General features: G+C 30.4%; 22 protein-coding genes and 2 pseudogenes. 12 read left to right on the top strand and 12 right to left on the bottom strand.

From position 1 onward, the window contains the following. Window positions 1-265 precede the first annotated feature (265 nt). From AGR56_RS00605 to AGR56_RS00590, 5 genes are all read left to right on the top strand, one after another. A complete protein-coding gene (locus tag AGR56_RS00605; RefSeq protein WP_053240721.1) occupies window positions 266-502 on the top strand; it encodes a HypC/HybG/HupF family hydrogenase formation chaperone in 237 nt (78 codons plus the stop codon). Next, complete coding sequence (gene hypD, locus AGR56_RS00600) at window positions 477-1,340, top strand: hydrogenase formation protein HypD (RefSeq protein ID WP_347460348.1); 864 nt, start codon at window positions 477-479, stop codon at window positions 1,338-1,340. The genes AGR56_RS00605 and hypD overlap by 26 nt, the downstream gene beginning before the upstream one ends. Then, the gene (locus AGR56_RS23140; RefSeq protein WP_347460351.1) at window positions 1,295-1,540 is read left to right on the top strand and encodes a hypothetical protein; all 246 of its coding nucleotides are present in this window, start codon (window positions 1,295-1,297) and stop codon (window positions 1,538-1,540) included. The genes hypD and AGR56_RS23140 overlap by 46 nt, the downstream gene beginning before the upstream one ends. Beyond that, window positions 1,533-2,534 carry a hydrogenase expression/formation protein HypE gene (gene hypE / locus AGR56_RS00595; protein WP_053240720.1) on the top strand — a complete coding sequence of 334 codons (1,002 nt, stop codon included), beginning with the start codon at window positions 1,533-1,535 and terminating at the stop codon, window positions 2,532-2,534. The genes AGR56_RS23140 and hypE overlap by 8 nt, the downstream gene beginning before the upstream one ends. Before the next feature lie 154 nt (window positions 2,535-2,688). Further along, on the top strand, window positions 2,689-3,270 hold the full coding sequence (locus tag AGR56_RS00590; RefSeq protein WP_198149874.1) for a methyltransferase: 582 nt from the start codon (window positions 2,689-2,691) through the stop codon (window positions 3,268-3,270). Between the two features lie 123 nt (window positions 3,271-3,393). On the opposite strand, the pseudogene AGR56_RS00585 reads toward AGR56_RS00590, so the two are convergent. The 10 genes and pseudogenes from AGR56_RS00585 to AGR56_RS00555 form a co-directional block, all read right to left on the bottom strand. Then, a pseudogene (locus AGR56_RS00585) lies at window positions 3,394-3,848 on the bottom strand (flavodoxin); the annotation flags it as partial. Between the two features lie 93 nt (window positions 3,849-3,941). Further along, the gene (locus AGR56_RS22510; protein ID WP_278279550.1) at window positions 3,942-4,223 is read right to left on the bottom strand and encodes an HAD-IA family hydrolase; all 282 of its coding nucleotides are present in this window, start codon (window positions 4,221-4,223) and stop codon (window positions 3,942-3,944) included. Between the two features lie 52 nt (window positions 4,224-4,275). Continuing rightward, a complete protein-coding gene (locus AGR56_RS22505) occupies window positions 4,276-4,572 on the bottom strand; it encodes an HAD hydrolase-like protein (RefSeq protein ID WP_278279549.1) in 297 nt (98 codons plus the stop codon). A 15-nt stretch (window positions 4,573-4,587) separates the two neighbouring features. Continuing rightward, complete coding sequence (locus tag AGR56_RS00575; protein WP_242851226.1) at window positions 4,588-6,432, bottom strand: PRD domain-containing protein; 1,845 nt, start codon at window positions 6,430-6,432, stop codon at window positions 4,588-4,590. A 4-nt stretch (window positions 6,433-6,436) separates the two neighbouring features. Continuing rightward, window positions 6,437-7,342 (bottom strand): sigma 54-interacting transcriptional regulator, encoded by a 906-nt coding sequence (locus tag AGR56_RS21015; RefSeq protein ID WP_242851225.1) that lies wholly within the window; start codon window positions 7,340-7,342, stop codon window positions 6,437-6,439. Between the two features lie 177 nt (window positions 7,343-7,519). Then, entirely contained in the window at window positions 7,520-7,918 is a 399-nt protein-coding gene (locus tag AGR56_RS21010) for a hypothetical protein (RefSeq protein WP_242851224.1), read from the bottom strand. Beyond that, a complete protein-coding gene (locus tag AGR56_RS21005; RefSeq protein WP_242851223.1) occupies window positions 7,918-8,487 on the bottom strand; it encodes an SIS domain-containing protein in 570 nt (189 codons plus the stop codon). The genes AGR56_RS21010 and AGR56_RS21005 overlap by 1 nt, the downstream gene beginning before the upstream one ends. Window positions 8,488-8,547: 60 nt before the next feature. Next, complete coding sequence (locus tag AGR56_RS00565; RefSeq protein WP_053240719.1) at window positions 8,548-9,381, bottom strand: PTS system mannose/fructose/sorbose family transporter subunit IID; 834 nt, start codon at window positions 9,379-9,381, stop codon at window positions 8,548-8,550. A gap of 18 nt (window positions 9,382-9,399) precedes the next feature. Beyond that, window positions 9,400-10,161: a PTS sugar transporter subunit IIC gene (locus tag AGR56_RS00560; protein WP_053240718.1), complete on the bottom strand. Its 762-nt coding sequence runs from the start codon at window positions 10,159-10,161 to the stop codon at window positions 9,400-9,402. Window positions 10,162-10,187: 26 nt separating this feature from the next. Next, window positions 10,188-10,658 carry a PTS sugar transporter subunit IIB gene (locus AGR56_RS00555; protein ID WP_053240723.1) on the bottom strand — a complete coding sequence of 157 codons (471 nt, stop codon included), beginning with the start codon at window positions 10,656-10,658 and terminating at the stop codon, window positions 10,188-10,190. A gap of 360 nt (window positions 10,659-11,018) precedes the next feature. Here AGR56_RS00555 and AGR56_RS00550 point away from each other — a divergent pair, with 360 nt between their 5' ends. The 7 genes from AGR56_RS00550 (at window position 11,019) to AGR56_RS22495 (ending at window position 15,837) form a co-directional block, all read left to right on the top strand. After that, on the top strand, window positions 11,019-11,555 hold the full coding sequence (locus AGR56_RS00550) for a hypothetical protein (protein WP_157055628.1): 537 nt from the start codon (window positions 11,019-11,021) through the stop codon (window positions 11,553-11,555). A gap of 121 nt (window positions 11,556-11,676) precedes the next feature. Beyond that, window positions 11,677-12,588 carry a sugar phosphate isomerase/epimerase gene (locus tag AGR56_RS00545; protein WP_053240716.1) on the top strand — a complete coding sequence of 304 codons (912 nt, stop codon included), beginning with the start codon at window positions 11,677-11,679 and terminating at the stop codon, window positions 12,586-12,588. A gap of 14 nt (window positions 12,589-12,602) precedes the next feature. Beyond that, a complete protein-coding gene (locus AGR56_RS00540; RefSeq protein WP_053240715.1) occupies window positions 12,603-13,577 on the top strand; it encodes a D-2-hydroxyacid dehydrogenase in 975 nt (324 codons plus the stop codon). Between the two features lie 115 nt (window positions 13,578-13,692). Next, window positions 13,693-14,277 (top strand): sigma-70 family RNA polymerase sigma factor, encoded by a 585-nt coding sequence (locus AGR56_RS00535; protein ID WP_157055627.1) that lies wholly within the window; start codon window positions 13,693-13,695, stop codon window positions 14,275-14,277. Continuing rightward, window positions 14,267-14,914 (top strand): hypothetical protein, encoded by a 648-nt coding sequence (locus AGR56_RS00530; RefSeq protein WP_053240714.1) that lies wholly within the window; start codon window positions 14,267-14,269, stop codon window positions 14,912-14,914. The genes AGR56_RS00535 and AGR56_RS00530 overlap by 11 nt, the downstream gene beginning before the upstream one ends. Before the next feature lie 115 nt (window positions 14,915-15,029). Continuing rightward, window positions 15,030-15,566 carry an HAD-IIB family hydrolase gene (locus tag AGR56_RS22500; protein ID WP_278279548.1) on the top strand — a complete coding sequence of 179 codons (537 nt, stop codon included), beginning with the start codon at window positions 15,030-15,032 and terminating at the stop codon, window positions 15,564-15,566. Next, window positions 15,562-15,837, top strand: coding sequence for an HAD hydrolase family protein (locus AGR56_RS22495; RefSeq protein WP_347460350.1), 276 nt, complete (start codon window positions 15,562-15,564; stop codon window positions 15,835-15,837). The genes AGR56_RS22500 and AGR56_RS22495 overlap by 5 nt, the downstream gene beginning before the upstream one ends. Before the next feature lie 323 nt (window positions 15,838-16,160). On the opposite strand, the pseudogene AGR56_RS00520 reads toward AGR56_RS22495, so the two are convergent. Both AGR56_RS00520 and AGR56_RS00515 read right to left on the bottom strand, forming a co-directional pair. Beyond that, window positions 16,161-17,304 (bottom strand): annotated as a pseudogene (locus AGR56_RS00520) (DEAD/DEAH box helicase). A gap of 2 nt (window positions 17,305-17,306) precedes the next feature. Beyond that, on the bottom strand, window positions 17,307-18,422 hold the full coding sequence (locus AGR56_RS00515; RefSeq protein ID WP_053240713.1) for a DEAD/DEAH box helicase: 1,116 nt from the start codon (window positions 18,420-18,422) through the stop codon (window positions 17,307-17,309). Between the last annotated feature and the right edge of the window lie 152 nt (window positions 18,423-18,574).

The raw sequence follows: 18,574 nt of genomic DNA, 5'->3' as shown, positions 1-18,574 counted from the left end.
AAACGCCAATAAATGACGGCGGTATTTCATTTGGGCAAATTGCAGTAGCAGAAGCAGTAACTAAAAAACAGAGTAGAGAGTAAAGTGAAGGTTAATTTTCTGCTGAAGCACAAAATTTAAAATCTAATGGGCTTAAGCCCAAAACCATAGTATATTTCTTTAGCGAAGCTAAAAAATTATAAGTTTTAAGACTTATACGACGTAAGGAGGATAAATCATCCGTCATTCTACTCTCTACTATCTGCTCTGAAGTGGGGTGATTAAAGTGTGTCTTGCAGTACCAGGAAAAATTAAATCTATTAATGAAAATTTAGCAAAGGTTGATATTATGGGAATAGAAAAAAGTGTAGACATTGAACTTATAGAAAATCCGCATGTAAATGACTATATTTTAATACATGCGGGTTTTGGAATAGAAAAAATTGATAATGAGTATTTTGATTATCTGGAAAAAGTATTCCAAGAGGAAGTGGAAAATGAACAAAAAAGAAATTGTACTTGACCTTGTTAATAAAATTAAGAATTCTAATGTAGAAGAATTTAATATAATGGAGATATGCGGTACACATACACAAAGTATATCAAAAATGGGGATAAGAAATTTATTTTATCCAAAGATAAATTTAATATCAGGACCAGGTTGCCCAGTTTGCGTTACTTCGGAAGGTTATATAGATGCAGCAATTGAACTTCTAAATAAGGAGAATATTATATTAACAACCTTTGGAGATTTGATGAAAGTAAAAGGCAGCGAAGAAAATTTAATAGATAAGAGGCAAAAAGGCAAAAGGATAAAAATAATATATTCTCCTTTAGATGCGCTTAAAATTGCAAAAGAGAATGAAAGTTTTGAGGTTGTTTTTTTAGCTGTTGGATTTGAAACTACTGCTCCATTAATAGGACTTGCTGTGAAAAGAGCAAAAGAAAGCAATATTAATAATTTCTCTATTTTAAGTGGCTTAAAGATTATGAAACCAGTTATGAAGACTATATTAAATGATAAAGAGTGTGGAGTGAATGGAATTATATGTCCAGGACATGTAGCAGTCATAACTGGAGCTGATTACTTTAAATTTATTAAGGAACAATATGATATCTCAGCAGTCGTAACTGGTTTTGAAAGCTTAGATATTTTATCTGCAATATATTTTTTAATAAGTCAAAAGCAAAGTAAGTTTGAAAATTTATACAGAACCTGTGTGACTTCAAGTGGAAATTTATTTGCAAAGGAAATTATTGAAAGCTGTTTTTTAAAAGATGATTGTACATGGAGGGGAATTGGAAAAATTAATAAATCTGGTTTATATCTAACAAAGGTTACGAAGAATTTGATGCGTTAAAAAAATTTGAACTATCAATAAAAGAAAATCGAGAAAACAGCTGTGTATGCGGTGAAATTATATTAGGGAAAAAGTGTCCAAGTGATTGCAGCTTCTTTGGTAAAAAGTGTACTCCATCTCATCCAATTGGACCATGCATGGTATCTTCAGAGGGATCATGCTCTATTTATTTTAGATACAGGGGGGAAAACTATGAATAAAACAATTAAATTATTTCATGGTGATGGTGGTAAATATACAAGTGAATTAATAGAAAATATTTTTTATAAGCACTTTAATAACAGCATATTAACTAGTGGAATAGATTCTGCTTTATTTAATGTAAATAGTGGCAAAATGGCATTTACTACAGATTCATTTGTTGTAAAGCCTTTATTTTTTTCGGGAGGCAACATTGGAAAGCTTGCAGTTTGTGGAACTATAAATGATTTATCTGTATCTGGAGCAAAACCATTATATTTAAGCGCAGGATTTATAATAGAAGAAGGCTTCTCAATAGAAATCCTCGATTTAATAGTTGAGGAAATGGCAAAACAATGCAAACTTTTAGGTGTCAAAGTTGTAACGGGAGATACAAAGGTGGTTGAGAAAGGCTCTGCAGATAGAATATTTATAAATACTGCTGGAGTTGGTGTTATACAAAACAATTACGAAATGAAGAAGATTGAAGCTGGAGATAAAATAATTGTAAGTGGAAATATAGGAGATCATGGCACAGCTATAACGCTTGAAAGATATGGTGTGGATGTAAAGAGCAATATTAAAAGCGATTGTGCTTCAGTTTACGAGATTGTAGAGGCAATTAAAGAATATTATCCTTTTGTGAAAATAATGAAGGATCCAACTAGAGGGGGAATTGCTACAATATTAAATGAAATTTCAAGCATATCGGGGTTAGGTATAAAACTTGTAGAGGAAAATATTCCAATTTTAAGAGAGGTACAGGGAGTAAACAAGATGTTAGGTTTAGATCCACTTTATATGGCATGCGAGGGACGAGTTATAATTGTAGCGAAAAGTGAAGTTGCTAAAGAGATTTTGGGCAGGCTGCGCAGCTTAAAACAATGCAAAGATGCAAGTATTATAGGAAGTTTTACCGAGGATTCGGAACGTATTGTGTATGTAGAAAATTCATTTGGTGGCGAAAGAATTCTAAATACTTTAGACGGTGAGATGTTGCCGAGAATATGTTAATAAGGTTGATTAATTTCTGGTTACGTGTTCTTCTGGAATAAACTTTATAAAATTAAAGAAAAAGAGTATAGTGAAATTAAGAAAGAAATTAATACTCTTAGGTGTTATATAGAAATATTCAACGTGTAGGTGGATATAATTGGAGGAATATATTGTGAACAAAAGTTTTATAATCAGTGCTAAAGTTAAAAATATCGATATGAAGTTTAAAGTGGTACCTGAGCTTTTTTCACCTCAAGGTATTGATAAGGGTACTTTAGCAATGTTGTCTGTAGTAGATTTTACTGAAGGTGACAGGGTATTAGATTTAGGATGTGGTTATGGCGTAGTAGGTGTTTTAGCGGCCAAAACTATAGGTACTTCTAATGTAGTCATGTTAGATAAGATGAGTGCAGCAGTTAAATGCGCCAAAGAAAATGCTTTGCTAAATGGCGTATCTGAAGTTAAAGTATACCAAAGTGATGGGTTTAGAGATTTGCCAGAAAAAGATTTTTCATTGATACTATCCAATCCACCGTATCATGCAGATTTCAATGTCCCAAAGGAATTCATTGAAAAGGGCTTTAACAGGCTAGTCATTGGTGGAAAAATCTATATGGTCACTAAAAGAAAAGACTGGTATAAAAATAAATTGATATCCATATTTGGTGGAGTGAAAATATGGGAAATAGAAGATTATTTTGTCTTTATGGCGGTGAAAAAAGATAGTCACTATGCTAATGCAAAGCACCGCTAAAATCTTTCACTTTATTTTAGGTATTTTCAATGGATTTAATGGACTTATTGCATTTTTGATTATTTTAAATGCAATATCTTCTTCTGTAGATATTTTAAATTTATTGGTTTTATAAACCGATTTTTTAATCCAGTTTTTAACTTGCTGATTATCAAAATTACTCATGGCTGCAAATCCAGAAAGGACTCTTGATTTTGGGCATTCTTTCTTGATGTTAATTTGAATTTGTCCCAAGCCACCACCGCCATGAGTGCAAAATGGAATAATGGTTTTCTCATGTAAATCAACGTCTTTTAAAAAACTTAATATAGGTGGAGCAAATGATTTAAACCAATTTGGGGTTCCTAAAAAAATGTAATCATAGGAAGCAACTGATTCATTGCCGGATAGTAGTTTAGGGCAATATAGCCTATCTCAATTTCACGCCTTACTTCCTTTGTTGCTGTATTATAATTGAAGGCATAGTGTTTTTCAGAAATTAGTTCCCTAACATCTCCTCCAGTTTGTTTGGCTATTTCTTCTGCTAACCTTCTTGTTGTATTAGAAAAGGAGTAAAAGACCACTAATATTTTACTCATGTTTACCTCCAAAATTCTTGTCTATATGGGTATTTCACCTTTGATTTATAGAAATTTTTTAATGTGAATAAGCATTGTTACTTCGCAATTTTTTTAGATTATTGAAGTTATTTCAATTAAATCATTGATTTTGTAATCTGCTTCAGTTTGATTAGCATAATAATCTTTTTGTGCTAAAGCTGCTACAGTTAAACCAGCTGATTTTGCAGAGCGGATTCCAAGCATAGAATCTTCAACGGCTAGTACTTCTTCTGAAAGTGAATTTAAAGCATTAGTAGCCAAACGGTAAATTTCAGGATCTGGTTTGCTTTTTTTACACTCATCTCCACTTATTACAAAATCAACATAAGTTTTAAGTTCACATTCTTTCAGCATTCTTAAAATTTCACTTTTAGCTGAAGAAGAAGCAATAGCTTATTTTTATTTTTTATCTTTTAATTCTTTTAAAAAAGTTTTTTACAGAAGGATTTAATAATTTGGGAAAATAAGCTGGATGCTCATTGCAGTATTTAACATATTTTTCTTGCAAGGTTTTGCGTCTTTTAGTATCTTTTGGAACTAGCATTTCCCAAATCATTGAGTTGGTTAAGCCTATGAAATCATCAATTTGTTTTGAACCTGGGCTTATTTCAAGTTCATTAAAAAATTTCATCCTTCTTTTAAAATAAAAGTATTCGGTATTAACTAGAACACCATCCATATCAAAAACAACTGATTTTTTCAAAATATTTACCTCCATTTAATCATTAAATACGATATCACAAATTAGACGAATTTCCAAATCTGAAATTTTTATAGTATACTCCTTTTCAATTTCGTTAAAGGAAAAGTGAATAATCTCCATTTTTCTTTTTTGTTTTTGCATGAATTCTTTAATATCTTCTTGCATGTCAACTTCTTCTTTTCGGAGTATTCTTTCAACCATGCAGGAGCAATGAATGTACAATAAAAATCGTTTATTATTAGATAATTTTATATCGAACTTTTCTTCCATTTTATCAACAGCATCTTGTACGAAAGTTAGTACCTTATTTACATCTAATATTGTGAGCTTTCCAATAATTCTTTTTAGTGAAAATTTAAATACTAAATCCTTTTTCAATTGTGTTTCGTTAATTTTAAAATTACAATTTAATATGTTAATAAAATCCTCAATATCTTCCCCGCTGATTAGATGGTCTAAACCAATGTAAGGAACCCCTTCAATTTTTGGATCAGCAGTTCCTATGATAGCTAGTACTTCATAGATTTGAAAAGGCAGCTCTTTTTGCTTATTCTGTTTCAATCTACGATAATCATAAGGTACAATAGAGACTAAAGGACTCGAATGATTTAAACTATTATGAAGTATTTCTTGAATTTGAATTGCACTCCCCATGCCAGTATAACAGCATGTCAAAATTGCTTTTTTCTTTTTTTCTGCTGGATAAACTAGTTGTTTGTTAATTTTAATGCCCTTCAAAAATTGCTCACTAATTTCGCCTATATTTTTTTTCTGCAGAAGTAAACTGCCAATTTCTAAGACTAAAGGAGTGGAAACAAAATCTATCAATAATAAAGGTCCTTTAAGCTTGTTTTTTAAACGAACATTTAGTTCAGATAGGGAGCCCATATCTACTAATAAAATTAGTCCTTTTTCTATGTTGTTATTATCAATGAAATCCAATATTTTACTTTCAATATTATCAATTGTAGTATCAATTGGCATATCAATAGCTTGAAAAAAGTTTTTCTTTAACATTCTATTTGCTACATTTGCTATACTACTTGCTGTCGAGTAGCCATGAGCTAGAATAATGCTTTTGATTTCATTTTTTACATCCTGTATATTCATGCCGTTTAAATAGAAAGAAATTAAAATTAAATCTTCATCTAAAATCGGGAAATCTAATCTATCGCTTAAGTGTGACAGCATACGTTTAGCTAGCCATAAACTATTTCCCATATGCATATCAATAAAATTAATGAGTTTTGGACGAATACTATACCATTCTGAATGGTTGATTAAAATTTCACGTTCTTCTTTAAAATAAAGCAAATGTGCTATTGATATAATTTTATTTCCATCTTGCTCAAAACCGTAGTTTTCTTCCATATATTTAAAGGTTGATCTGATATTAAAAGTTAGTATTGAAAATAAAGATTCATTGTTATTTACTTGTGAATTAAATACTAGATCATCTAATAACAAGTTAACATTATTCATCATATCATTAATGTAATATTCGCTTGTGATTCCACCTGATTCAAGACGCTTAAATCCATCTATAAATTGAAAATAGGTTGATTTAAGATTTACCTGTTCTTTGTTATTAGCTGCTAATAATTCTGGTTTTGTAAAATCATAGGTTCTGTCCTGATATCTATTAGAAATTTGATGATATAAGCTTTCTTTTAACTGATCTACACTGCCGGTTGGCAGATCAGAAATACGGACTTTAATTATTTTTTGATTTTTTATCTTTGCATAACTGCTTCCACAACTGTATTTAATAATATTTTTAATTTTCCCAACATTACCTTCGAAATTATTAAAAAGTAAAAATGAAATTACTTGTTTAGAAACCTGAATGATACGTTGCATAATTTTACTTTCTTGTAAAAAAAAAAAAAAAGTTATCAATTAAATGGATCTTTTCATGTTTAGGTCTTTCTGAAAAGCTTGGAATATTGATAATAACAGGTAATCTACGAATAAAAGTAGGTAAAAAAGCTGATTGAATAGATTCAGTAGTAGCAAAAATCAATCGTACTTTAGCTCTTTTTTTAATGCTGTTATCGCCGATAGGAGAATATTCTCCTGAATCCATAAAAGTAAAAAGCTTTTCTTGTCCTTCTTCCGTTAAACGGTGTACTTCGTCAAGAAATAAAATTCCACCGTCAGCATTTTCTATCAAACCTTTTTTGTCTTTATCTGCTCCGGTAAAAGCGCCCTTAGTATAACCAAATAATAAACTAGACAATAGTTCCGGGTTATGGTAGTATTGTGCACAATTTAAAGAAATAAACGCAGAGTTCTTATTAATAATTTTTTGTTCTAAGCAGTAGTTATAGATGCACTTTGCAAGATATGTTTTACCTGAACCACTAGGACCTAAAAGCATTATAGGAAGACCATTACCAGGATAAAGTGCTGCTGTTTTTATTTGCTCGATTTGCTCTTTTAGACTTCCTTTAGAGCCAATTACATTGCTCAAGACATCTCTTTTTTGTGTTTTAGGATCTTCTCCTAATAAATCTTCCAGAGTATTATATTCATTATGAATTGGTGGAAAATATAAATTTGAAAATATAGCTTTGTCCAAGAATATTACTGGATATTCTTTAATCTTGATAATTGTGCCTTGTTTTACCTCTTTATTAAGATAACTACTAACAGTACTTCTATTTAAACGTACGTTTTCAGCGATTGAATTAGCAGAAAAATTTTTAATATCTTTTTTATTGAATTCTTTGGTTAGTTCTTTTAAATAATTAGATATATTTACTCCCATAAATAAACACACCTCCTTATAATAAAAAGTTATCTTCTGTTTAGTGGTTATTGAATAATATATATTATAACAGATGACAATTTTTGTTATAATTTACTAAATATGAAAGTCACCGTTTATTAAAAAACAAAGAAACCGAACAATATCGATTTCCTTGTTTTCCATAATGGTTTTATTTTAATATTGTAATTTCCACATATATCTTCTCTTTGTTAATGGATGTTGACGTGAATATGAAAGTTCTTCAGCATATACACGGAATACTGCTGTAATTAACATTGGATTAAAATAATCTATAACAGTTTTTGGAATTGCTGAAGACAAACCGTAATCTAAAGCATCTACTACTGATACTTTTGCTTTAAAACGTTGTAAGAAGGTTAAAGCACGTGCATCAATTGGACGAGTGCTTCCATCGTTCATTAGTAAAATAAATGGAACATCTTTATCTACTATTTCAAATGGTCCATGGAAGAACTCTCCTGAATGGAATGTTCCAGAATTAATCCACTGCATTTCCATCATTAGGCAAATTGAAGTGGAGTAAGCAACTTCAGTAGTAGCTCCACTGCTCATTACATAAATTTGAGGAGCATCTTTGTAAGCTTCAGCAAATTTTTTGCATCTGCTATAGCTGATTCTGCAGAAGTTTGTGCTAAATCGTAAATTTTACTAAAAGCAGCTTGCATGTCTTCATAATATTTATAACCTTCAAATTGTTCAAGAATTTCTACTGATAATTCAAGAGCATAGCCCATTTTTTCAAGTTTAGCTGCATAATTCTCACTGAAGCGATGGCAGATAACATAATTAGAATTTTTAGTGAGAGGAGAATTAGCTGAGTGTGTTAAGCAAATTACATGAGCACCAAGTTCTTTAGCTTTACCAGCAGCTTTTACAGTTTCAGGAGTTGTACCACCTAGAGAAGCTGCAATTACAATAGCTGTTTCGTTTACTGATGATGGTGTTGCATAATTAAACTCATTTGCTGTATAGTGACTAACACGTATATTTTTTGCATTGCTATCTAAAAAATATTTTGCTGGGTATAATTCTGCTTTTGAAGCACCACAGCCTACAAAAATAACACTTTTAATTTCCTTTTGGTTTTCTTTAATTTCTTTAATGATTTGTTTTGAAGTCATTATTAATACCTCCTAATATTTTTTATATATAATATATTCTTAAGGAATATTAGCTTAAGCTTATTTAAAAATTCCAAGTGCACTTAGGATAATTCCACCTGCAATACAAATAACAAGCATCCATCCTGTTGAAACTTTCTTTTTTAAAAGCCAATACATAAAGAAAGTTAATCCTAATGGAATAATTTGTGGAGCAATGCTGTCTAATACAGTTTGTAAAACAAATTTACTGCCATATTTAATTGGTGTTGTTATTCCAATCATACTAGCCATCATTGATCCTATAACCATTAAACCTACAACAGAACACATGTACATCACCTTATCCATAAGGCCTTCATTATAAAGTTTTGTTAAATATTTATTTCCCATTAAGTAACCAATTTTACCGCCATAATAAGTAACAATGTACGATGGAATAATGGAAATGAGCATTGCTAAAATAGGACCTAAAATACTTCCTTGCTTTGCTAGATTAATACCTAAACCAAAGGCTAATATACGAATAGTTCCCTGAAAAAAAGAATCGCCAATTCCAGACAGAGGTCCCATAAGTGAAGTCTTTATTGCACTAATTGATTCAGGATTAAAGTTTTCCCTATCTTCATAATATTGCTCTTCCATTGAAGCAGATAAGCCTAAAACAAATGAGCTTGTCTGAGGAGTGCAATTATAGAATGACATATGACGTTTATAAGCTTCTTTTTTCAATTCATCATCCTTTGGATCCTTATAAATATTGTCCAATATAGGAGCAATTCCATATAGAAAACCCATATTCATTTGCCTTTCATAGTTCCAAGAATCTTGAATTGCCCATGAACGCCATAAAAATTTTCTGTATTTCCACTTATTTGGATCTTTTTGTTTTGCTAGTTCTGTTTTATTACTCATTACAATTCCCCCTTATCATCAAAGATCTAATGAGTCCTTAACGTTTTTATTATTGTTGAATTTAAGTTCGGCTAAAACAAAAGCAACTACACAAGCAAAAATTGCAACACCAGTTACACTTAATTTTGAATATGCTGTAATAAAGAAACCTGTAAGTAAAAATGGCAGCATTTTTTTAGAGAGCATAGTAGTAAGTAACAAAGCAAAACCATAGGCAGGTAAAATTTCACTTGCTAAAGTTAAACCATTTGTCAGCCATGAAGGAATAGAGGTTACAATGTTTTTAACTAAATCTGTGCCAAAATAAGTTGCTAAGAAAATAGGTACAAAGTACATTAATGAATATAAGATTGTTCCCCATACAATGTGTATATTGCATGCTTTTCTATACTCACTTTTTTCAATAAGCGAATCAGCTGTATGCGTTAAATTGGAAAGAATAGTTCTTAGTAATATTCCAATTAATTGTCCCAACACTGAAATTGGAACTGCAATAGTTAAAGCCGCTTGTGGATTTGCTTTTGATAAAATTGCAAATGCAGTAGCAATGATAGATGCCATGTTCATGTCTGGAGGTGCTGCAGCACCTATATTTACAAGACCAAGTGAGATTAATTCAAGAGAAGCTCCAACCATTAATCCTTTTTGAAGATCCCCTAGTACAATTCCTACTAACGTACTAACTATTAGTGGTCGCTCTAAGTTTGATCTACCCAAGAGTCTAGAATCTAGAATGCATATTATACCAATGATGCCTAATAAAATTGATTTAATTAACATCTTATTTACCCCCTTTTATTTAGTTTTTATATTTTAGATGTTAAATCTTCATTTTTGGAAGTAGGTACTTGCTGCATATACAAATTTATTCCCATTTGTTTTAGTTGCCTTGAATCTTCCAGTTCATCATCATTTAAGAAAATAGCATTGCTGTACTTTTTAGAATTTCCTTTGTTGGCAATTCCACCATAATTGATTTCAGTAATTTTGGAATAACCCTTGCAAAAATTCAAGGTATCTTTAGTTCCTCCAAAAACAAGCATAATATTTTCGCTTAATTGTTCTACTTTTTCAATTTTAGATAGTAATTGTTCTACTGAAAAAATGTTTAATGTTACTCCAACAGGTTTTGATAAGTTCAATGATATTTTTTTAAATTCATCCTTAGCAGTTGCGTCATCTACAACAATAATTCTTGAAATACCTAAACTCTTTGTCCATGAAAAAACTACTTGTCCATGTAATAAACGATGATCAATTCTAACTAATTTAATCATAAATTTACCTCCTAGTATAATAATGATATAGCCACTAAGGGCTATTCTTTTCTTCATAAATTTCTAAACTGAGTAACGGAAGAAGGACTTCCTCCTTCATCAGATGTTTTGACAAGCAAAGCTATGTCAAACCCTTCACTTTTTCACATAAGTGAAAAAGTTAGTTTTTTAATGAGCAGGGCGAATTAAAACCCTTCACTCAGCTCGACAAATTGTGGCTTGTAAGGATAAATTTGGTATTGGTAATTTAAACATTTCAGCTTGTTTATCTATAATGATAAATATATAGGAAGTATCAAGGGTCTTTTAAAAAATTTAGATTTAAATATTAAAAACAATTATCTGGAATATTTTAAGTTTTTGCTGAAAATAACTTATAATTCGTATAAGGAAAAAATAGAAAATGAGATTTCAAAGGTTAATAGTATAAGCGAGTTGGAAGAATATATTGTAGGATTAACTAAAGAAGAAAGTCTAGATAAATCAATAGAATGGTTAATTAGTGAAGTTAAAAATAAAAAGATTTTAGGTGAAGAAATTATAGAATTGTTGCAAAGAAAAAAAGTTGATTTTTTGAAGTTGAAAGGTAGTTTAATAAAGCTAAATAAGTATGTTAAAAAATTTGAAGGAAATAGTAGTAATCAAAAAAATAGTGATTTAGAAAATATACTAGATGCTTTAATGAGTAGAAAACTAAACAAAAATGATATGAAAGATTTTTGTGTAATACTTGAAGGTATATCATACATAGATTCTAAAAATATAAATGAAAGTACAAAACAAAAAATAGAAAGTATTTATAAAAAAGTATTGGGTTTAAGTGATCAATTAGATGAGGATACTTTATTTGATATATGCTATAAATATTATGAGATTATGATAAATAATAAAATTTAGTTTTATAATATGTTTTTTTATTAAAGTCAGATAGTTTTACATCAGCAATATTTAAAGTGTTGAATAACAATACAAAAATAAACTATAATTAAACTAAAAGAATTTACTGGGGGCGTTACAAATGAATGAGTCAATACACGATTATATGAAGGTTGGATTAATTCACTTCATGGCATATCCGGAATGTGGAAAAGGTGAAGGCCCAATAGAGGAAACTCTTAAGAAAATAGCAGCAGATGATTTCTTTGATGCTGTTGAAATTACTTGGATAAAGGATAAAAAAGTAAGGCAAAATGCAAAGAAAATAATTGAAGAAGCAAATATGGCAGTGGCATATGGAGCACAGCCAAGGTTACTAACTACAGGGCTTAATATAAATGATTTAAATGGGGAAAAAAGACTTGAGGCATTAAAAACACTTAAAGAAGGAATAGATGAAGCCTATGAAATGAACGCTAGAGGTTTTGCTTTTTTAAGTGGTAAGTACACTTTAGATAAAAAAAGTGAGGCTTTTGATGCATTAGTTGATTCTACAAAGGAACTTTGTAAATATGCTAAATCAAAGGGAGATATGAAGGTACTTCTTGAGGTATTTGATTATGATGTAGATAAAAAATCTTTAATAGGACCAGCAAAGCTTGCAAAGATATTTGCAGAAGAGATAACAGAAGAATATGACAATTTTGGGCTTATAGTTGATTTGAGTCATATTCCTCTTCTTCATGAAACCATAGAGGAAGCTATATTACCAGTTAAGGAGTATATACTTCATGCTCACATGGGAAATTGTGTAGTTAAAGATCCAAGTATGGAGGGTTATGGAGATCAGCATCCTGGATTTGGTTTCCCAAATAGTGAATGTGATGTTGAAGAGCTTACAGAATATTTAAGAATATTAAAGTTTATAGGAGTTTTAAATAAAGAAAATCCGCCAATTGTAAGTTTTGAAGTTAAACCTTATAAAGGTGAAAGTTCAGAGGCTGTAATAGAGGGAGCAAAAAAAGTGCTTAATGAAGCTTGGGCAAGAGTCTAAGGAGGACAAGGTATATGAAAATTGTTGTTTTAGATGGCTGTACATTAAATCCTGGAGATTTATCTTGGAATGGAATAGAAAAGCTTGGGGATTTTACTGTATATGATAGAACCGATTACACAGGGGAAGATAAAGAAAAAATAATTGAAAGAGCAAAGGGTGCAGAAGTAATTTTTACTAATAAAACTCCAATTACAAAAGAAATTATGGATAAGCTTCCTGAACTAAAATATATAGGAGTGCTTGCTACTGGATATAATGTTGTTGATTTAAAAGCAGCAAGGGAAAAGGGAATTGTAGTTACAAATATTCCAGCTTATGGAACTCAATCTGTTGTTCAAATGTCAATAGCACTTTTACTTGAAATTTGTGATGGTGTTGGACTTCACAATAAGTCTGTGCATGACGGCGAATGGGAAAATTGTGCAGACTTTTGTTATTGGAAAAAGCCTATTATTGAACTTGCTGGAAAGACGATAGGTATAGTTGGATACGGCAGTATAGGAAAAGCTATGGCTAAAGCAGCGGAAGCTTTAGGCATGAAACTTCTTGTTTTTACACCACATCCAGTATATTCGCTTGAAAATGATAATATGAAGTTTGCAGATTTGGATACTCTATTTTCTAAGTCCGATGTGATATCTCTTCATTGTCCACTTTTTGATGGCAACAAAGGAATGATAAATAAAGCTTCAATATCAGAAATGAAGGATGGAGTTATCATTATAAATACTGCAAGAGGTGGATTAATTGTGGAAAAAGATCTTTATGAAGCACTTGAAAGTGGAAAAGTATATGCAGCAGCAGTTGATGTTGTATCTACAGAACCTATAAATAAGGATAATCCATTAAGACATGCAAAAAACTGCATAATAACTCCACACATAGCTTGGGCAGCTAAAGAGGCAAGACAGAGATTAATGGATATTGCAGAAGATAATTTTAAAAAGTACATTGAAGGAAATCCTATCAATGTAGTAAATAAGTAGACCATATACATGCCGCAGTAATTTATGCGGTATTTTTGTTTTTTGAAAAGACTATGACAGAAAAATTTACCTGGTGAAGTATATATAGTGTAAGACAAAACAGGAGGTGAGGAGCTTGGAGATTAAAGATGAGGAAATTATTGATGGAATATTAAAAAAAGATAAATATGCTATGACCAAATTAATTGATAAGTATGGAAGTATAATTCACAATACTGTTTTTTTTATCCTTAAAGAAAATTATGAAAATGAAAGTATTGATGAATGTGTTGATGACGTATTAATGTGTCTCTGGAAGAACATGGACTGTTTTTCTAAAGAACGAGGAAATTTTAAATGGTGGATTGTTGCCATTGCAAAAAATAAAGCGCTTACCTGCAAAAAGCAGATTAAAAAATCTAAGGATAACGTAGAACTAGATAATGCAAAAATTAAAGCCCCTTATGATATTGAAGAAGACTATCTGCAAAGTGAAAAGAAAAAACAAGCTGTAGCTCTTATTAATTCTAATTTAAGTGAAGAAGATAGGGAAATTTTTATGAGACGATATTTTATGGAAAGCAGCATAAGAGAAATTGCGAGAAAGATGAATTTTACTTCAATAACTGTTTATAACAGGCTAAGTAGAGGACGAAAAAAATTAAAAAAGATTATAAAAGAAAAAAATATAAAATTTGAGGAGGATAAATATGGAAGATAGAGCTGTTTTAATGTCATATAACGATATAACTTTTACAGATGAAGAAATTGAAAAGTATGAATGTACAAAAGTAAAAGACGATATTCTTAAAAGAATGAAAAATAAGGTGAATAGTATTTATGTAAGGGGAAATTTTGATGATGGTTTGTCAAAGGTGGAAGAACAATTTTATGAGGATGAAAATGTACAATGCATATTTGCAGCTGAATCCTATGGAGTTAGAGAAACAAAAATTTTAGTTGGTTTTACAGGTCCATCATCGTTTGCAGCTGGGATTTGGAATAATTGGGGGACAAAAACAATTGTGATTTTAACAAATAAAAGAGTTTTTGTTGCTTATGCTAATGATGTCTATGGTTTTCTTAAAATTAAAAATTATAAATTTGGTGAAATTGAGTTTATAAAAAATATTAAATATAGAGGGAAAGATAATGTTCTTATTATAAAGCCTGTTAATGAAAAAGAAATTAAGATGAATATATATAATGATAAGCATATAAAAACACTGAACTATATAAAAGATACTGTGAAGGTTTATAACGAGAGAAAAAAATTTACAAATAATGATATAGCATTAATAATTGAAATAGCGATCTTTTTGTTTTTAGGAGCAGCACTTGTGGCAAACTTACTATGAAAATATAAAATTTTCATATGACTGCGTCAAATGATTAATTATGATATTTTGGTGCACAGTATTTATATATCCTCTAAACATTGATATAATTATGATATTAGGGGGTGCACTTAATTTGAACAAAAGATTTGAAGGCTATTTGCTTATTTCGGATATGGACGGAACTTTAATTGGAAATGATAGAAAGATATCCGAGAACAACGTAAATGCTATAAAAAAATTTCAACAATATGGTGGAAAATTTGGTGTAGCTACAGGAAGAACTGTAGAATCGGCAAAAAGATATATAGACAATCTTCCTGTAGATACGCCTGTAATACTTTATAATGGTGCTAAGATATATGATTTTAACAAAGAGAAGGTTTTATTTGAAATACCGCTTGAAGAGAAAGTAAAAGAGCTTATAAAAAAGATTAAAAAATATGATGACACTTTAGGGCTTGAAGTATATAGCAATGAGAATACATATATTTATAACCCTTGTAGATTTTCTAATAGATTTAAAAATAGAAAGTATGTTGTGTATTTTGACGTTCCAGAAGAAGTGTGGGAAGAAAATTGGACAAAAGTTCTTATAGTTGGAGAGAAAGATCAAATGGATTATTTAGAAGAAAACTTTGAAAATATTTTTGAAAAAATAAAATTTAATTAGGAGCGGAGAAAATTTTCTCGAAATACTTCCTGAGGAAACTTCAAAGGGCTCGGCTATGAAGAAACTTTGTAAAATTATAGGTATGGACATGTCAAATGTAATTTCTGTTGGCGATGAGATGAATGACTATGAAATGATTAAAGAATCAGGTTACGGATTTTGTGTTTCTAATGGAAATAAAAAGCTAATTAGTATGTGCAGCAATGTTTGTGCTCCAAATTATGAGCATGCAATTGAAAATGTTGTGGAATGGGCGTTTGAGAATATATAGTAAAACTACATGAAAGATTAAAATCAAAATAGTTTAGTTTTACAAGTAATTTTAAAAATCTCAGAGTAAAGAGTAGAGAGTACAGAGTAGAGTGAAGGTCGATTTACCTTTCGTTTTACTTAGGTAAATCCTAGAACTTATTAGTGTCAGCTGCGCTGAACACTATATTTTGCGCTATGTGCAAACATTAAGCTTAAGATTTTTCGCAGCGATAGCGGAGAAAAATCAACCATCACTCTACTCTTTACTCTCTACTCTAATTTAAATTTAACAGGATCAATTTTCTATTAGTTATTTTAACATTTAAGGTTATTTATCCGCAATTAAGTTAAGTCTACAATTTTGCCGTTATAAATGTCCTTGTGAGCTATATTTATATTGAATGCTTTTTCGTATTTTCTAATAAAGTTAACTTCATTAGGAGATGCGATAGTTATTGCTGTGCCTTCTGTGCTAGCTCTTCCGCATCTTCCAGATCTATGCAGATAATTTATAGGGTCAATTGGCAGGTCGAGATTAAATATATGAGTTACACCTTTTATATCAAGTCCCCGAGCTGCAATGTCGGAAGCGACTAAAATATTGATTTTACCATTTCTAAAAGCTTCAAGGACTTTTTTTTCTGTCCTCTTTTATGTTACTTCCATGGATACCTTCTGCTTTAAGTTTGTGGTATTTTAATTTAGCAGTGGTTATCTCAATATCATCGCTTTTGTTTATAAAAACAATTGCTTTATTTGGATTAATTGCGTGAACAAGTTTTCTTAAAAGTTCTATCTTATCTCTTTTGTCACATGTAAAATAATAGTGAGTTATATTGGAATTTACTTCGGTTTTATTTTCTATAGTTATAAATTCGGGTGTTTTCATAAGTTTTTTTGCTTCTGTAATGGTTTCATTTGATATAGTTGCAGAAAATAAAAGCAGCTGTCTTTCCTTTAAAGTTGTTTTAATTACTGCTTTTACTCCATCTATATGAGAACTATCAAGAAGTACGTCAGCTTCATCAACTACTATGGTTTTTATAGTATGAGCTGAGATTTTTCTTTTTTTAATTAAGTCAAAAGTTCTGCCAGGAGTTCCAACTATAATGTGTGGTTTTTCCTTTAATTTCTCGATTTGTCTTTTAATATTTACGTCCCCTATTATTGCTGCTGAGGTGATTTTAACATCTAGGTTATCTGAAAATAAATTAATAGTTTTATATACCTGCATAACCAGTTCATGAGTTGGAGCAAGTATTAAAGCCTGCATTTCTCTTTTATTTGCATCTATTTTTTGAAAGATTGGAAGCAGATATGCAAGAGTTTTTCCAGTTCCAGTTTCTGATTTGCCAATGATGTCTTTATTCATTATGGCTAAAGGAATAACTTTTTCTTGTATAGCTGTTGGAGTTTTAAATCCCATTTTTTCTAAGGTACTTGAAATAGAATGGTTTAGCCCAAGTTTTTCAAATAAATCATTCATTCTTATATGCTCCCTTTTAATTGTCTTTTAGGTATATTCATCTTTATAGCTTTCTCTATTTCTTTCAGAGTTATTTCATCTTTTGGAGTTACAAATAAGCATGTGTAACCTGTTTCGCCAGCTCTTCCAGTTCTACCAATGCGGTGTATATATGCTTCTGGATTTTCGGGAGCATCATAATTGTATATGCTACTAACACCACTTATATCAAGACCTCTGGCAGCAACATCTGTAGCAATTAAATATTGTATATCTCCAGCTCTAAAAGCTTTCATTATTTTTTCACGCTTCTTTTGAGTTATATCGCTGTGAAGTTTTATGCAGTTATATCCATGCTGATGCAGCATTACTTCAAGTTCATCAACTCTTCGTTTTGTTCTGCAAAATATAATAGCCATAAAAGGATTATCTTCATTTAAAACACTGCGTAAAACACTTTGTTTATCATTTAATGTAGTTTCTATTATTTCTTGTTTAATATTGCTGAGAGTTATTTCTTCTTTTTTAGTTGTAATGAATTCTGGACTTACCATGTATCTATAAGCCAATTTCTTAACTTCTGAGCTTATTGTAGCAGAAAAAAATAATGTTTGGTGTTTTTTTGATGAAAGCTTAATAATATCTTCAATGTCCTTTTTGAAGCCCATAAGTAACATTTGATCGGCTTCGTCTATTACAAGGGTTTTTAACTTACTAAGATCAATTGTTTTTCTATTAAGATGATCTAAAAGTCTGCCAGGAGTTGCAACAATTAAATGAATACCTCTTTTTAATTTTTTTAGCTGAGAGTTTATATCCTTGCCACCATAGGCTGATAATATATTTATATCCTTAACAATTTTTAACTTATTGGCTTCTTCTGTTATTTGTATGGCAAGCTCTCTAGTAGGAGTTATAATTAATGCTTGAACGGAATTTGTTTCAGGTGATATATTCTCAAAAATAGGAAGCAAAAATGCAAATGTCTTTCCAGTACCAGTTTGAGCTTCTGCAATCACATCTCTTCCAGCTTTTATTACTTTAATACTTTTTTCTTGAATTTCAGTTGGTCTATCAATTCCTGATGTTTTTAGTACGTCAATTATATCTGCGTTAATACCTAATTTTTTAAAATCCATTCTTTATCAAACCTTTCTTTAAAACGTAACAAATCAATTAATGATATCACATCATTGTAAATAAAGATAGAGAGCGTGAAAAGATGAAATTGGCATTAGCAATTTTTTATATTATTTTTTCAATATTATTTTCATAATCAAGGAGAGGCTTT

This window comes from Clostridium sp. DMHC 10 (genome assembly GCF_001270375.1).
Classification (GTDB): domain Bacteria; phylum Bacillota; class Clostridia; order Clostridiales; family Clostridiaceae; genus Clostridium_S; species Clostridium_S guangxiense.
Note: the sequence above shows the minus strand (reverse complement) of the source record. Positions and strands in the feature narration are given on the sequence as shown.

Coding starts and splice junctions, on each gene's coding strand:
- hypD (WP_347460348.1), top strand. CDS start 477: ATGAACAAAAAAGAAATTGTACTTGACCTTGTTAATAAAATTAAGAAT.
- hypE (WP_053240720.1), top strand. CDS start 1,533: ATGAATAAAACAATTAAATTATTTCATGGTGATGGTGGTAAATATACA.
- AGR56_RS22510 (WP_278279550.1), bottom strand. CDS start 4,223: ATGCTGAAAGAATGTGAACTTAAAACTTATGTTGATTTTGTAATAAGT.
- AGR56_RS00575 (WP_242851226.1), bottom strand. CDS start 6,432: ATGCAACGTATCATTCAGGTTTCTAAACAAGTAATTTCATTTTTACTT.
- AGR56_RS21015 (WP_242851225.1), bottom strand. CDS start 7,342: ATGGGAGTAAATATATCTAATTATTTAAAAGAACTAACCAAAGAATTC.
- AGR56_RS21010 (WP_242851224.1), bottom strand. CDS start 7,918: ATGAGCAGTGGAGCTACTACTGAAGTTGCTTACTCCACTTCAATTTGC.
- AGR56_RS21005 (WP_242851223.1), bottom strand. CDS start 8,487: ATGACTTCAAAACAAATCATTAAAGAAATTAAAGAAAACCAAAAGGAA.
- AGR56_RS00565 (WP_053240719.1), bottom strand. CDS start 9,381: ATGAGTAATAAAACAGAACTAGCAAAACAAAAAGATCCAAATAAGTGG.
- AGR56_RS00560 (WP_053240718.1), bottom strand. CDS start 10,161: ATGTTAATTAAATCAATTTTATTAGGCATCATTGGTATAATATGCATT.
- AGR56_RS00555 (WP_053240723.1), bottom strand. CDS start 10,658: ATGATTAAATTAGTTAGAATTGATCATCGTTTATTACATGGACAAGTA.
- AGR56_RS00545 (WP_053240716.1), top strand. CDS start 11,677: ATGAATGAGTCAATACACGATTATATGAAGGTTGGATTAATTCACTTC.
- AGR56_RS00540 (WP_053240715.1), top strand. CDS start 12,603: ATGAAAATTGTTGTTTTAGATGGCTGTACATTAAATCCTGGAGATTTA.
- AGR56_RS00530 (WP_053240714.1), top strand. CDS start 14,267: ATGGAAGATAGAGCTGTTTTAATGTCATATAACGATATAACTTTTACA.
- AGR56_RS00515 (WP_053240713.1), bottom strand. CDS start 18,422: ATGGATTTTAAAAAATTAGGTATTAACGCAGATATAATTGACGTACTA.